We start from the raw sequence: 12413 nt of genomic DNA on the forward strand, positions 1-12413 counted from the left end.
CGCGGCGGCCGTGCGACTACAGTGGACAGCGTGCAGGAGGACCGACGCGCCCGATCGGCGACCCGACGATGAAACTCGAGCTCAAGCCCTTCGACTTCGCCCAGGCCGTGGCGCGCGCCGGGCTGCGCACCGACGGCACGCCGCTCGCGGCGCGCGGTGCGCCGGCGGCGCAGGCGCCGAGCTTCCAGCAGGCGATGACGCAGGCGCTGAAGTCGGTCAGCGCGCAGCAGTCCGAGGCGCAGCGCCTGCAGCGCGAACTGCAACTGGACAACCCGCAGGTCAGCCTCGAGCAGACGATGGTCGCGATGCAGCGCGCGCAGATCGGCTTCCAGGCCACGCTGCAGGTGCGCAACCGGCTGGTGCAGGCCTATTCCGAGATCATGAACATGCAGGTTTAGCCCCTGGCGCATGAGTTCTGATCTGAGCACTGGCAACAGGTTAGGAGTGCTCTAGGTATCGTTAGGTTATGCTTCAGGGTATCAAGTCGATACCCGGAGGCGATACCCGATGCTTACCGATGCGCAGATCAAGAAGCTGGCGACGCCGGCGAAGGACCAGCTCATCCCCGCCGGCGACAGGTCCGGCCTGTACCTTCGCCTGCGTGCCACCGGCCGCAGGACGTGGGTGCTGCGCCGGCGCGTGGGTGGCGCCTGGCGGGTGGAAACGTTGGGCGACTGGCCGAAGGTGACGGCGCTCAACGCGCGGCGCCAGGCGGGCACGACCGAGCCGCGCCAGGCTGCCGCCGTGACGTTCGGCGATGCGGTCGACGACTTCTACGACGAGGCGATCGAGCCGCGCTACCGCAGCAAGCCGCTCGAGACGAAGGCCTACCTCACGCGCGACTGCGCCAAGCTGGCGCCGATGCGGCTGGACAAGGTGAGCCGCGCCGACGTCGTGGGCGTCATCCGCGCGAAGGCCGCCACCGCCCCGAATGCGGCCGCCAAGCTGCTGGCGATCGTGCGGCAGTTCTTCAACTGGGCGCTCCTCGGCGGGCTGATCCAGTCCGACCCGACCGCCGGCCTGACCGGGCGCGCTCTGCTGATCCCGGCGCAGCAGCCGCGCGAGCGAAAGCTCGCCGACGACGAACTGCGTGCTCTGTGGGCGCTGCCCGACGAGCCCTACGGCCGCTTGCTGCGGTTCGCGCTGCTGACCGGCTGCCGCATCGGCGAGGCGCAGCAGCTCGAGGCCGGCCAGATCACCGGCGACCTGTGGACGATCCCGCTCACGAAGAACGGCCGCCCGCACACCGTGCCGCTGTCGCCGACCGCCGCGGCGCTGGCGGCCGCCGGCTGGCCGCGACGCAGCTACGAGGCGCTGTGGAGCTACTTCGTGGCGCAGAAGATCGGCTGGCGGCCGCACGACCTGCGCCGCACCGCGGCCACCAGGATGCGCGCGGCCGGCGTCTCGAGCGACGTCATCGAGGCGGTGCTCAACCACTCGCCGACGCGCCTGGTGCGCCACTACCAGCAGCCCGACATGGTGCCGGCGATGCGCGAGGCGCTGCTGGTGCTCGAGCGCCACATCCTCGCGACGGTGGGGGGTGGCGCATGAAGGTCGATATCGGCGCCGCGCTGCGCCGTGCGTCGCCGCAGGGCCGCATCGCCTACCTGCGCCGCCGGCTCGACCTCGGCGAGCTGCGCGACGTCGCGACGCGCGAGGCGATCGCGGTCGAGGTCGGCGAGCTGCAGGCGATGCTCGACGCCGGGTACGTGCCGGCGCCGAGGAAGCTCATGCTGCGCCTGACGCACGTCGAGCGGCGCTACCTGCAGGCGCTGGTCGATCAGACGTCTAGGGCGCACGCGCGATACGGCAGCAAGCTGACCGACTCGCAGAAGCGCCGCCTGGTGGAACAGTACGAACACCGGGTTCGCGACGGCCAGAAGTACGGCGCCATCAAGGCGCTGGCGCGTGCCTTCGACGTGAGCGAGCGCACCGTGAGCGAGATCGTCGCGCCGAAGAGAATTCGGAAGTAGCGCCGCGACTTCCGACTCCATGCCAACAATGCCGAAGCACGTCATCAACGGCGTGCGCTAGGCCCGGCAAGAGGACCGCTGCACGCCACCACCAGGAGCGTGCAGCACATGAACCCCCTACCTGTCGTCGAGAGCATCACGGCGCTCGAGGGCGAGCCCGAGCGCGACTCGACCGCCGGCGAGTGGGCCGCGTGGGCGATCCGCCGGCGCCTGCCGAGCGAGCTGGCGCACAAGGTCGCGCTGCGCTGGCCGGCCGACGTGACCGATCTCACCGGCATCCCCGAGCAGACCCTCAAGGCGCACCGCGCCGCCGGCGACCACCCGCGCCTGTACGCGATCGGCCGCGCGCTGTTCACGACCCGGCGCGACGTCGAGGCCTGGCTGCAGCAGCACGCGCTCGAGCACGGACAGCTGGTGCGGCCTGCCACCGTGCCGCGCGGCACTCGCCGCGCCCGGCGGGAGGTGGCAGCGTGAGCGCCGGCCCGACCCCGGCCGGCGTCGTGCTCGGCCGTATCGCCGCAGAGCTGCACAGCGTGATGCGCCAGCTCGAGGGCGCCATTGGCAACGACGACACGCGGTCGCTGCCATCGGTCATGGCGCACGTGCAGGTTGTCGGCCTGCTCGCCGACGAGGCCGCGCAGGCGCTCGGCGAGGTGCGCGTCGCCGACGCCGACAACTGGCTGCATTCGCCGGCGGTCGCGGAGGCGATGCAGGCGCTGAAGGGGGCGAAGCGATGAGCGCCGACCTGCATCGTCACCCTCTGTCGGCCGCGTTCGGCGACATGCCGAAGGACGAGTTCGACGAGCTGGTCGCCGACATCAAGAAGAACGGCCTGATCTCGCCGGTCGTCTACCTGCGCGACGAGCACGACACGAAGCTGGTGCTCGACGGCTGGCACCGCTACCGCGCGTGCATCGAGGCCGGTGTCGAGCCCCGGCTCGAGCCGTTCAACTTCGTGACCGAGTCGGCCGACGAGCAGAGCGGCCGCAAGATGTCGCCGGCCGAGTTCGTCGTCGCGGCGAACGCGCACCGCAGGCACCTGAGCCGCGAACAGCGCCGCCAGGTCGTGGTCGAGCTGCTGAAGGCCAAGCCCGAGGCCAGCGACCGCGCCATCGCCGCGCAGGCGAAGGTCGACCACAAGACGGTCGGCGCCGTGCGGCGCGAAGCCGAGGCAACTGGGGAGATTCCCCAGTTGGGCAAGACGACCGGGAAGGACGGGAAGACGCGGGTGAAGCCGGCACGCGCGAAGTACAAGCCGAAGCCGATGTCGCCGCGTGCCATCGCGGTCGCGCGCCAGGCTGATTCCTCCCCTCCGCGCCGGGACAGGTGGCAGGCCTTCATGGTCGACCGGTGCGGTTGGGTGCCACGAGACCCATGGGTCTTAGGAAAAGCGTGCCAGGTTGACGGCATCGCCCTCATTGCCAGTTCACGCGGAGACAACTACGTCTTCATCACAGCGCGAGAGGCGGGCTACGACCCTGTGGCAAAGCTGCCAGAGGCAATATTCGAAGTCACCGCGCACGTTGAGTTCGCCCACTCGACGCCGGAGCACATCGCTCACATAGAGCAGTGCATCGTTGACGCTGCCGCGGCGCTGTTGCGTACTGCCAGGCCGGTCAAGGCGGCAGCATGACCGCCGCCACCATCCCCCCGCTGCGCAGCGACTGGCATCGCATGGGCGCAGGCCTGTCGGTGCGGTTCGAGCTGGTGAACGGCACCTTCTCGGCCGAGTGGTCGCCGCGCATGCCGACGAAGCGCGAGTTCAAGCGCATGGTCGACCGCTACCGCCAGGCGCGCAACCTGTTCATCGCGCAGATCGCCGCCCGCGGCACGTCGGTCGCCGTCGTGGAGCTGCCCGAATGACGATCATCTTCAGCAAGGGCAAGGACAGGTTCGACGCCCACCCCGAGCAGCACGCGGTGGACACCGTCGAGGAGTTCGTCGCGAAGATCGACGGGTGGCGGCAGCCGAAGAAGGGCAAGGGCTACATCTGCGCCGGCTTCAGCGACGGGCACCGCAGCAAGAACACCGCGATGCCGGTGCACTTCATGTGCCCCGACATGGATCGCATCGCCGCCGAGCGGCTGCCGGACGTGTGCATGTGGCTGGCCGGCTTCAGCGGCGCGGGATGGGACACGCACAGCAGCACGCCGGATGCGCCGCGCATGCGCGCCGTGCTGATGCTCGACCGCGAGGCCACGCGCGAGGAGGTGCTGCGCCTGGGCGCCGCGTTCGAGGCCGAGGCGAAGGCGCTGTTCGGCGACGACGTGAAGCTGGACGGCACGACCTGGAAGATCGAGCAGCCGGCCTACCTGCCGCCGACGAAGATCTTGCTCGCGCGCTACATGGGCGACGCGATCGACGTCGACGCATGGCTGGCACGGCCGACCGCGGTGGCGCCGGCCGGCGGCAGCAACAAGACGGTGCAGCAGCGCGCCGACGACGATGCCGAGCACGACCCGGTGCTGCGCGCGCTGCGCGCGAAGAACATGATCATCGGCGCGCACCGCACGCCGGGATGGTTCAACGTGCGCTGCCCCTGCAACGCGCAGCACGAGATCGAGAGCGCGGCGAGCTCGACGACGTACATGTTGCCGGCCTACGGCGGCCGCCGCTACGGGCGGTTCCACTGTCTGCACCATCCCTGCGCCGGGCGGCCGCAGGAGCAGTTCATCGAGGCGCTCGAGCTCGACCCGCGGGCCGTGTGGGCCGAGCAGGCCGGCGGCACGCCGACGCCGAGCATCGGCGGCAGCAGCATCGGCACCGACACGTCGACGCGCCCGCTGGACATCTTCCGCGCGATCGCCGCGCCGCCGTTCGAGCCGAGCTACTTCCCCGCGGTGCTGCGCGACTTCGCCGTGCCGCTGGCGAAGGCTGCAGGGCACGACCCGAGCGCCTACCTGATGTCGGGCCTCGCCGCTGCCGCTGCCGCCGTGCACGACGGCGTGCGCCTGGCCGTCGTGCCGAAGACGAAGTGGTACGAGAGCGCGCGCCTGTGGGTGCTGCTCATGGGGCCGCCAGGCGCAGCGAAGACGCCAGCGATCCGCGCGACGGCGTCGATGTTGTGGACGCTGCACCGCGAGCTGCGCGAGCAGTACGACCGCGAGACGGCCGGCCTCGGCGAAGACGACGAGCGCCCGCCGATGCCGGCGGTCATCGCGACCGACGTGACGATCGAGAAGTTGTCCGAGCTGCTGCACGACAACCCCCGCGGGCTGCTGACGCTTTACGAAGAACTTGACTCGTGGCTGGGCAGCCACGACGCCTATCGCGGCGGTCAGGGATCGAAAGACCGCGGTGAGTGGCTGCGCCTGTTCGACGGCGGGCCGCATCAGGTTGATCGCATCAAGCGCGGCAGCTACTTCGTGCAGAACTGGGGCGCCAGCATCCTCGGTGCGACGACGCCGGCCGGGCTGAAGCGGCACGCGAAGGATCTGCCGCCCGATGGTTTGATCCAGCGGTTCATGCCGGTCATCGTGCGGCCGTTGGTGCAGGCCGACAACGACATCACCGACGGCGTGCTCGACGCCGGCCGGCACGGGTTCGAGGAGCGCATGCGCGAGATCTACGGCACCGCGCCCGGCATCGTGAAGATGACGCCGGCCGCGACCGCCGCATTCCTCGCCAGACGCGACGCACTGCGCGACGAGGTCGAGGCCGTCGAGGCGCTGTCCGAGCCGATGGCCGGCCACGTCGCCAAGCACGCCGCGCTGGTCGCGCGCCTCGCGCTGGCGATGCACATGCTCGACAACGGTGGCGCCGGCACCGAGGTGCTGCTCGAGGAGAAGACGATGCACGACGCGATCGCCGTGATGCGCAACGTCACGCGGCACGCGCTGGCGCTGTTCGTCGGCACGCTGTCGAGCGGCGACACGGCCGGCACGGTGGCGCAGGCGGCAGCACGGTCGATCGTGGCGGGCAAGTTCGAGTTCGTCACGCGGCGTGACCTGATCCACCAATGCCGCCCCTACCGCGACGCGGGCGAGCATGTGCGCGAGGCCGCGCTGCGTTTCCTCGTCGATGCGGCGTGGCTGACGCCGCTGTCGGATGGGCGCCAGTACGGCGGTCGCCCGACGCAGTACGCGGTGCACCCCGAGTGCGTCACGCTGTTCGGCGCGGAGGGCGACGCACTGCAGCGGCGGCGTCGTCAGGTCCGCGAGCTGATCGCCGGGTGAGTTGGTGGCAAAGGTTACCTTGCGCGCCCGTAGAGAAAAGGCCTCTGCCCCCCTTCATGTACTCCAACACCCTGCTTCTACGGGCGCGCAAGGTAACAAATGCCACCCTTTCGGGAACTGGGGCAGGTGTCCAAGTTGGACACCTGGGTCGACCGGGGGGGGGGGCGAATCCCTGGGGCACCTCGAGCCAGGACCGACCCGTGAGCCAGATTTTCTCGTGCGGGGGTTTCAGGGAGGGGGGGATAGCTTGGACCAATGGGAGATGACATGCCGATAGCTGCACCGAAGCCATGCATCCAGTGCGGAGCGCTGGTCCGCGACGGCACCAGCCGTTGCCAGGCGCACAAGACGCGCCCCGGCACGTTCGCCGACAAGCGCCGCGGCAGCCGTCACGAGCGCGGCTACGGCACCGCGTGGGACCGAACGCGCGAGCGCATCCTGTGCCGCCTGGTCGCCGACCGCGACGAGACTGCCGAGACCCTGCTCGCGGTGAACGTCGCAATTTTGCAAACAGGAGGCGCCACGCGACAATGACGTCAACCGGCACCGCATCGCCCCGATCGCCACCCGGCCAGCGCCCCGCACCTCGCGGCCCCGCTGCCCGCCCAACGAACGCCCTCGCGCTGCACCCGCCCCGCCGGCCACCGCCGCAGCTGGGAAACCAGCGCGGCACCTTTCCACCTTGCGGGTGCTGCGCCAACCTTCGTGCCATGCATCCGCGTCTTTGACGAGGATGCCATGCCCCCGAATCCCTACATTGCAGCCTGGCGCGGTCGCGTCGCCGGCCTGCGCGCCATCGCCGCCGCTGTCGGCGTCCGCAACGAGCTGTCGCCGCACGCACGTGCGTTGATGGACGAGGTCGCCGAGCTGCGCGCGCAGCAGGAGCGCCTGGTCGCGCGCTCGCAGTCCGTGCTGGACGCCGCCACCCGCGAGGGCCGCGCGCTGACGGCCGAGGAGAGCCGCGCTGTGGCCCGGCGGACCTCCGAGGTGGAGGCGCTCGAGGAGCGCATCGCCGTGCTCGACGCCGAGCTGGCCAAGCCCGCCGGCCGCCAGACCGCGCGCAACGCCGGCGATGCACCCAGCGCAGCAGAGTTGGCTTCCATCAACGCCGCCCGCGCCGCCGGCGGCCAGTCTGCGGGGCCCCGGCTGTGGGGCAACGTGCCCGCGCAGCCGGTGCTCGACGCCGCCACGCCCGGCCGCGGTCGCTTCGTCGACCTGTTCGGCACGCCGCCGGCCGCTTCCGGCTTCGCCGACTTCGCCGACTTCGTGCGCGCCGTGGCCGCTGGTGACAGTCAGCGCCTGCGCGCTGCCGCGACCGGCATGGGCGAGCTCGTCGGCCAGGACGGCGGCTTCATGGTGCCGCCGGGCTTCACGCGCGACCTTCTCGACGCGTCCTTCGGCGCCGAGCTGATCCGCCCGCGCGCTCGCGTGCTGCCGCTGATGGGGCGCAGCCTGGCCGCGCCGATGTTCTCCTGGCGCGACCGCACCGCCGGCCCGGCCGGCCTCGTCGGCTACTGGGCGGGCGAGGGCGACACGCTGGCCAAGCAGAAGGCGAAGGTCGCCGAGGTGAACTTCGCCGCGAAGAAGCTCACCGTGCTGGTTCCGGTCACGAACGAGTTGCTGTATGACGCCGGCGTCGAGGCCGGGCGCTACCTCAAGGAGGCGATGGGCGCCACGATCGCCGCGTACCTCGACCGTGCGTTCTTCCTGGGCAACGGCGCCGGGCAGCCGCTGGGCCTGATTAACGGCAGCGACAAGGTCGCCCAGGCGAAAGAAGGCAGCCAGGCCGCCTCGACGATCAACTTCGAGAACGTCTCGAGGATGGTCGCGCGCCTGCACCCGGCGAGCTTCACGCGGTCGGTGTGGCTTGCGCACCCGTCGACGCTTCCGCAGCTGATGCAGCTGCAGATCAAGGTCAAGAACGTCGCGGGCACCGAGAACGTCGGCGGCACCGTGGCGCCGATTCAGGTCGGGGCGGACGGCTCCATCACCCTGATGACGCGGCCCGTGATCCTGACCGACCTGTGCAGCGCGCTCGGCACCGAGGGTGACCTGGTGCTGGCCGACTTCAGCGCCTACGCGATCGCGCTGCAGCCGTCGATTCGCTTCGCGGTGGCGCCGGAGTTCGGCTTCGACAAGGACGAGACCTACTTCCGCGCCATCGTGCGCTGCGACGGGCAGCCGATCCACGGCGGCACGACGACGCTGCGCACCGGCTCGGACGCGGTGGCGCACTTCGTCACGCTCGAAACCCGCGGCTGATGCCATGAATCGGGCGCCCGTTCTCCAAGGGCAAGGCCACCCGCCCGACCGCGCGATTGGCGTCGCCGCGGCCGTGGGTGGCCATCCTCAACAACTCGTCGACGCGCATCGCATGCACCCGGGCGCGCGTCGCGTGCTGCTCGAGCGCGATCCCGGCAACGAGGGGTACTGGCTGGTGCTGACCCGACGCTGCGGCGCGTGGCCGGGCGCCGGGCCTGGCAGCGTGATCGAGACGCCGAGTCTGCGGCAGGCTCTGCACGCCGTCCGCATGAAATTCGCGCGACCAGCCGACGCGCACACCCGTCTCGACGTCGAGCTTGCGCTGATGCTCGACCGTCTGCTGCCGAGGGCCAAATGACGCCCGCCACCGCCGCCGCCGAGGCGACGCTGCCGCGGCACGTGCGCCGCGCGATCAACCGTCTCGCGTCCGCGCGCGCGCAGGCGTACGAGGCCGAGCTGCGCCAGGCGCTTCTGCTCGCCGCGGCCAGGCGCTGGCACGGGCGCTCGTATTGGCTGCTCGGCGACGTGCCGCTGGTCGAGGCGGCGGCGCAGGACGTGCTCGGCCTCGAGGCGCGGCCGTGAAGCGCGACGGCCTGCTGGCGCTGGGAATCGGTATCGCCGCCTTGATTTGCGGCGCTGTGGCGATTCTTGGACCCCTGCACGTAGGGTAGGGTCACCCGCGCCGCGTTCGGCGCTCCTGGCGCGATCTGGCGGGCCGACGGTCGACCCGTCCGTGGGGTCGACCCTGTAACGTCTGGCCGTGCGGCATTACGACCGGCCGCCACCACGGTGATGGCCGCCACGGTGATGGCCGCCACGGTGATGGCCGCCACCACGGTGATGGCCACCGCGGTGATGGCTCCGCCACGGTGATGGCTCCACCACGGTGATGGCTCCGCCACGGTGATGGCTCCGCCACGGACATGGAGTCCGTCGGTGGCAGTGGGCGCGGCGAGCAGGCAACGATACCCGTGCCGATACCCGACGCCCCGCAGAGCGAGCACTGGCGCCATTCGTGCCGTCCTGAACATGCAGGTGTGACGGCTGCGCGCCGCTTGTCGCGCGCGACGCGGCGCCGCGCCCCGGTGCCCCCCACGCACGGTGGGTGCGCCGGCGGGGCGCCGGTGGCACACTGAGGGCACGTCATGGCCCCGAACCCTCGATTTCACGCAGCGTCGCCCGCAGGGCCGCGTGTGGCGCGGCTGCGCCGCGCGTTTTCTGCCGCCGCGCTGGCCGCCGCCGGGGCCGCCGCCGGGGCCGCCGCCGCGCAGTCGCTGCCGGCGGACGACGAGACCGCGCTGGTGCGCAGCTACCGTCTGGAGGCGCAGGCCTACGAGCACGGCGAAGGCGTGGCTCGCGACGGCGCGCGCGCCGCTGCGCTGTACTGCAAGGCGGCGCGGTTGGGCGACGCGCGCTCGCAGTTCGCGCTGGGCTGGCTGTACACCAACGGGCGCGGCGTCGAGCGCGACGACGCGGCGGCGGCGTACTTCTTCCGCGCCGCGGCCGAGCAGGGCATCGAGCCGGCGGCGCGCCTGCTCGCGCGCATGGGCGACCCGACGGTCGACACGCCCGAATGCATGCGCGAGCCGCCTGCGGTGGTCGTGGTGCGCGCGCCTGCCCCCGCGCCGGCAGCGGCGGCGCCGCCCCCGCTGCCGCCGCTGGCGGCGCAGCTGCAGCGCAACGCCCCGGCGCCGATCGTCGAGCTGGTCGAGCAGCTCGCGCCGCAATACCAGCTGCAGCCGCACCTGGTGCTGGCGGTGATCCAGGCCGAGTCGAACTTCGACTCGCTGGCGCTGTCGCCGAAAGACGCGCGCGGGCTGATGCAGCTGATCCCCGACACCGCGGCGCGCTTCAACGTGCGCAACGCCTTCGACCCGGTGCAGAACCTGCGCGGCGGCATGGCCTACCTGCGCTGGCTGCTGGCGTATTTCGAAGGCGACCTGACGCTGGCGCTGGCGGCGTACAACGCGGGCGAGGGCGCGGTCGAGCGCTACCGCGGCATCCCGCCGTACCGCGAGACGCGCGCCTACGTGCGCCGCATCCTCGAGACGGTGGGCGCGGTGTTCCACCCCTACGACGCCAGCGTCACGACGCCGTCGTCGGTGACGCGGGTGCGCCGCACCGCGGCGCGATAGAAGGGGCACCCCGAGGCGCCTTCGGCGCCTCCCCCTCGAGGGGGCACCGCCAGCGCACCGGCTGAGCCGGATCCGCGGCGGTCGCTCGATCGCGTCGTGCCCTTGCGTGGTGGATGCGCGAAGCGCGGCCTTCAGCAGGCGGCGACGCCGGGCATCGGCGCACTGGGGCTGCACACGCGCGCGCGGCCGGCGGCGTGCACACGCACCTCGGCGGCGTGGCGGGCGCCGGCGCGCCACTGGCCGGCGGTGCCACCGTCGCTGCGGCCCGAGGCCGGGTCGAAACGCACCGGCTGGCCGGCCGGCAGTGCGACGCCGCCGTGTTCGCCCGCCGACACCACCCGCAGGGCGCAGTTCGGCACCGGGGCACGGCAGTCGCAGCCGGGATCGGCGCTGACCGCGTAGCACCAGTCGCGTTCGCCGGCGCGCGGCAGCAGGTACACGGGCACGCCGCGCTGCGCGGCCTCGCTGCGCGCCAGCGCCAGGTCGAGCGCCATGCCTTCGGCGGCGGCGAGCAGGCGGTGGCGGGCGGTGAACTCGCTGTAGCTGGGCACCGCCAGCGTCAGCAGCACCGCGGTGACCGAGGCCACGAGCAGCGCCTCGATCAGCGTGAAGCCGGCGTGCCGTCGCGGTCGCATCACCGTGGGTGGTCCTGCGGCCAGCGCGGACCCGGCTCGGCCGGCGCGCCGGCGACGCCCCCTGGCACCGACGGGGTCCCGGCGTGGCCCGGGGAGGACGGGGAGGAGGCAGCGCGGGCGCTGCGCGGGTGGTTCATTCGAGCGACAGCAGACGGCGGCGCTTCTGCGTGTGGTCGATGTAGCGCTGCAGCGCGCGCTGGGCGTCGCCGTCGAGCTCGTCGAACGAGCAGCCCAGGCGCACGCCGCCGCTGTCGGCGTCGAGCGAGGTCACGTGCTGCAGCGTCAGCGTGACGGCGAAGCGCGTCGACGCGTCGAGCTCGACGCGCACGCCGTGCAGCCGCGCGCCCGGCGCCAGTGGCGGCACGTCGTCGGGCACGAACAGCGCGCAGCCGCCGATCGACACGTCGATCACTCGCAGCGCCAGCGACATCTCGGGCAGCGACGGGTGGCGCAGCATCGCCACCGCGGCGCTGCGCGGGGGCGTGCGCACGCGGTAGCTCTGCCGGCGCTGGAAGCGGAACATCTCCTGCGGCAGCTCGGCGTGCAGCGTGGCGCCGCCGGCGCCGTGCACCAGCAGCGGCGCGGCCAGGTCGAACTGCAGCTTGACGTGGTCGAGGTAGCCGACCACCAGCGCCTCGCCCGCGTCGACCAGCCGGGCCAGCTGCGGCTCCGACGGGTCGGCCACCAGGCTGAGCTTGCCTCGCGCGGTGTCGACGGTCCACAGCGTGGTGCGCAGGTGCGCCCCGTTGGGGGCGCTGACGAACAGGTCGGCGCCGGCGTCGAGCAGGCGGCGCAGCAGCGTGACGATCTCGGCACGCGAGCCGACGCGGAACTCGTCCATGCCGTCGCCGAAGGCGCCGAGCGGGGCGGGCTGGGTGTCCTGGAACATCGGGCGGGTCGTGCGCGGCCGGCGCGTGGAGCGTCAGTGCAGCGTCTTGCGCTTGCCGGCCATCATCTGGTCGAGGTCCTCGAGCCAGGGCTCGGCCAGGTGGCGGATCTCGGCGTCGTTGACCAGGATGCGCTGCATCAGCCGCGCCTTGGTCTTCTGCTCGTCGGCGGCCAGCGGCTGGCCGCGCGCGGCCTGCTTGAGCTGCGAGATCAGCAGCACGCAAGCGCCTTCGAGCTTGACGACCTGGTCCCAGTCGCCGACCTTGGCCGCGGCCAGCATCTCGGCGCTGGCCCGTTCGATGGCCTGGTAGTAGTTCAGCAGGGTGGTGTTCATCGTGCTCGAAG

General features: G+C 72.0%; 16 protein-coding genes. 13 read left to right on the plus strand and 3 right to left on the minus strand.

Annotated features, from left to right (window positions below):
* The first annotated feature begins 68 nt into the window (after positions 1–68).
* The 13 genes from fliE (at position 69) to PKC53_RS00475 (ending at position 10545) form a co-directional block, all read left to right on the plus strand.
* The gene (gene fliE, locus PKC53_RS00415; RefSeq protein ID WP_324425136.1) at positions 69–398 is read left to right on the plus strand and encodes a flagellar hook-basal body complex protein FliE; all 330 of its coding nucleotides are present in this window, start codon (positions 69–71) and stop codon (positions 396–398) included.
* A gap of 109 nt (positions 399–507) precedes the next feature.
* Entirely contained in the window at positions 508–1551 is a 1044-nt protein-coding gene (locus PKC53_RS00420) for an integrase family protein (protein WP_324425138.1), read from the plus strand.
* The gene (locus PKC53_RS00425; protein ID WP_324425140.1) at positions 1548–1973 is read left to right on the plus strand and encodes a hypothetical protein; all 426 of its coding nucleotides are present in this window, start codon (positions 1548–1550) and stop codon (positions 1971–1973) included. Before PKC53_RS00420 ends, PKC53_RS00425 begins: the two co-directional genes overlap by 4 nt.
* A 108-nt stretch (positions 1974–2081) precedes the next feature.
* Positions 2082–2447 carry a hypothetical protein gene (locus tag PKC53_RS00430; protein ID WP_324425142.1) on the plus strand — a complete coding sequence of 122 codons (366 nt, stop codon included), beginning with the start codon at positions 2082–2084 and terminating at the stop codon, positions 2445–2447.
* Positions 2444–2710, plus strand: coding sequence for a hypothetical protein (locus tag PKC53_RS00435; protein ID WP_324425144.1), 267 nt, complete (start codon positions 2444–2446; stop codon positions 2708–2710). Before PKC53_RS00430 ends, PKC53_RS00435 begins: the two co-directional genes overlap by 4 nt.
* Positions 2707–3606, plus strand: a complete 900-nt coding sequence (locus PKC53_RS00440) for a ParB N-terminal domain-containing protein (RefSeq protein WP_324425146.1) — start codon at positions 2707–2709, stop codon at positions 3604–3606. Before PKC53_RS00435 ends, PKC53_RS00440 begins: the two co-directional genes overlap by 4 nt.
* Complete coding sequence (locus PKC53_RS00445) at positions 3603–3836, plus strand: hypothetical protein (RefSeq protein WP_324425148.1); 234 nt, start codon at positions 3603–3605, stop codon at positions 3834–3836. Before PKC53_RS00440 ends, PKC53_RS00445 begins: the two co-directional genes overlap by 4 nt.
* Positions 3833–6148: a DUF3987 domain-containing protein gene (locus tag PKC53_RS00450; protein ID WP_324425150.1), complete on the plus strand. Its 2316-nt coding sequence runs from the start codon at positions 3833–3835 to the stop codon at positions 6146–6148. Before PKC53_RS00445 ends, PKC53_RS00450 begins: the two co-directional genes overlap by 4 nt.
* A gap of 267 nt (positions 6149–6415) precedes the next feature.
* Positions 6416–6682 carry a hypothetical protein gene (locus tag PKC53_RS00455; protein WP_324425152.1) on the plus strand — a complete coding sequence of 89 codons (267 nt, stop codon included), beginning with the start codon at positions 6416–6418 and terminating at the stop codon, positions 6680–6682.
* Between the two features lie 204 nt (positions 6683–6886).
* Complete coding sequence (locus tag PKC53_RS00460) at positions 6887–8410, plus strand: phage major capsid protein (protein ID WP_324425154.1); 1524 nt, start codon at positions 6887–6889, stop codon at positions 8408–8410.
* A gap of 4 nt (positions 8411–8414) precedes the next feature.
* A complete protein-coding gene (locus tag PKC53_RS00465) occupies positions 8415–8768 on the plus strand; it encodes a hypothetical protein (protein ID WP_324425156.1) in 354 nt (117 codons plus the stop codon).
* On the plus strand, positions 8765–8992 hold the full coding sequence (locus tag PKC53_RS00470) for a hypothetical protein (protein ID WP_324425158.1): 228 nt from the start codon (positions 8765–8767) through the stop codon (positions 8990–8992). Before PKC53_RS00465 ends, PKC53_RS00470 begins: the two co-directional genes overlap by 4 nt.
* Positions 8993–9555: 563 nt before the next feature.
* Positions 9556–10545 carry a transglycosylase SLT domain-containing protein gene (locus tag PKC53_RS00475; protein ID WP_324425160.1) on the plus strand — a complete coding sequence of 330 codons (990 nt, stop codon included), beginning with the start codon at positions 9556–9558 and terminating at the stop codon, positions 10543–10545.
* A 131-nt stretch (positions 10546–10676) separates the two neighbouring features.
* Here the strand turns inward: PKC53_RS00475 and PKC53_RS00480 are convergent, their stop codons facing one another.
* The 3 genes from PKC53_RS00480 to PKC53_RS00490 all read right to left on the minus strand — a co-directional run bounded on the left by PKC53_RS00480 (position 10677) and on the right by PKC53_RS00490 (position 12402).
* A complete protein-coding gene (locus PKC53_RS00480; protein ID WP_324425383.1) occupies positions 10677–11180 on the minus strand; it encodes a GspH/FimT family pseudopilin in 504 nt (167 codons plus the stop codon).
* A gap of 133 nt (positions 11181–11313) precedes the next feature.
* Positions 11314–12069: a flagellar regulator YcgR PilZN domain-containing protein gene (locus tag PKC53_RS00485; RefSeq protein ID WP_324425162.1), complete on the minus strand. Its 756-nt coding sequence runs from the start codon at positions 12067–12069 to the stop codon at positions 11314–11316.
* Positions 12070–12102: 33 nt separating this feature from the next.
* The gene (locus PKC53_RS00490) at positions 12103–12402 is read right to left on the minus strand and encodes a flagellar protein FliT (RefSeq protein WP_324425164.1); all 300 of its coding nucleotides are present in this window, start codon (positions 12400–12402) and stop codon (positions 12103–12105) included.
* Between the last annotated feature and the right edge of the window lie 11 nt (positions 12403–12413).

It is taken from the genome of Azohydromonas sp. (assembly GCF_035325925.1).
Lineage (GTDB): Bacteria > Pseudomonadota > Gammaproteobacteria > Burkholderiales > Burkholderiaceae_C > Calidifontimicrobium.

Coding starts and splice junctions, on each gene's coding strand:
- fliE (WP_324425136.1), top strand. CDS start 69: ATGAAACTCGAGCTCAAGCCCTTCGACTTCGCCCAGGCCGTGGCGCGC.
- PKC53_RS00420 (WP_324425138.1), top strand. CDS start 508: ATGCTTACCGATGCGCAGATCAAGAAGCTGGCGACGCCGGCGAAGGAC.
- PKC53_RS00425 (WP_324425140.1), top strand. CDS start 1,548: ATGAAGGTCGATATCGGCGCCGCGCTGCGCCGTGCGTCGCCGCAGGGC.
- PKC53_RS00430 (WP_324425142.1), top strand. CDS start 2,082: ATGAACCCCCTACCTGTCGTCGAGAGCATCACGGCGCTCGAGGGCGAG.
- PKC53_RS00440 (WP_324425146.1), top strand. CDS start 2,707: ATGAGCGCCGACCTGCATCGTCACCCTCTGTCGGCCGCGTTCGGCGAC.
- PKC53_RS00445 (WP_324425148.1), top strand. CDS start 3,603: ATGACCGCCGCCACCATCCCCCCGCTGCGCAGCGACTGGCATCGCATG.
- PKC53_RS00450 (WP_324425150.1), top strand. CDS start 3,833: ATGACGATCATCTTCAGCAAGGGCAAGGACAGGTTCGACGCCCACCCC.
- PKC53_RS00455 (WP_324425152.1), top strand. CDS start 6,416: ATGCCGATAGCTGCACCGAAGCCATGCATCCAGTGCGGAGCGCTGGTC.
- PKC53_RS00460 (WP_324425154.1), top strand. CDS start 6,887: ATGCCCCCGAATCCCTACATTGCAGCCTGGCGCGGTCGCGTCGCCGGC.
- PKC53_RS00465 (WP_324425156.1), top strand. CDS start 8,415: ATGAATCGGGCGCCCGTTCTCCAAGGGCAAGGCCACCCGCCCGACCGC.
- PKC53_RS00470 (WP_324425158.1), top strand. CDS start 8,765: ATGACGCCCGCCACCGCCGCCGCCGAGGCGACGCTGCCGCGGCACGTG.
- PKC53_RS00475 (WP_324425160.1), top strand. CDS start 9,556: ATGGCCCCGAACCCTCGATTTCACGCAGCGTCGCCCGCAGGGCCGCGT.
- PKC53_RS00480 (WP_324425383.1), bottom strand. CDS start 11,180: ATGCGACCGCGACGGCACGCCGGCTTCACGCTGATCGAGGCGCTGCTC.
- PKC53_RS00485 (WP_324425162.1), bottom strand. CDS start 12,069: ATGTTCCAGGACACCCAGCCCGCCCCGCTCGGCGCCTTCGGCGACGGC.
- PKC53_RS00490 (WP_324425164.1), bottom strand. CDS start 12,402: ATGAACACCACCCTGCTGAACTACTACCAGGCCATCGAACGGGCCAGC.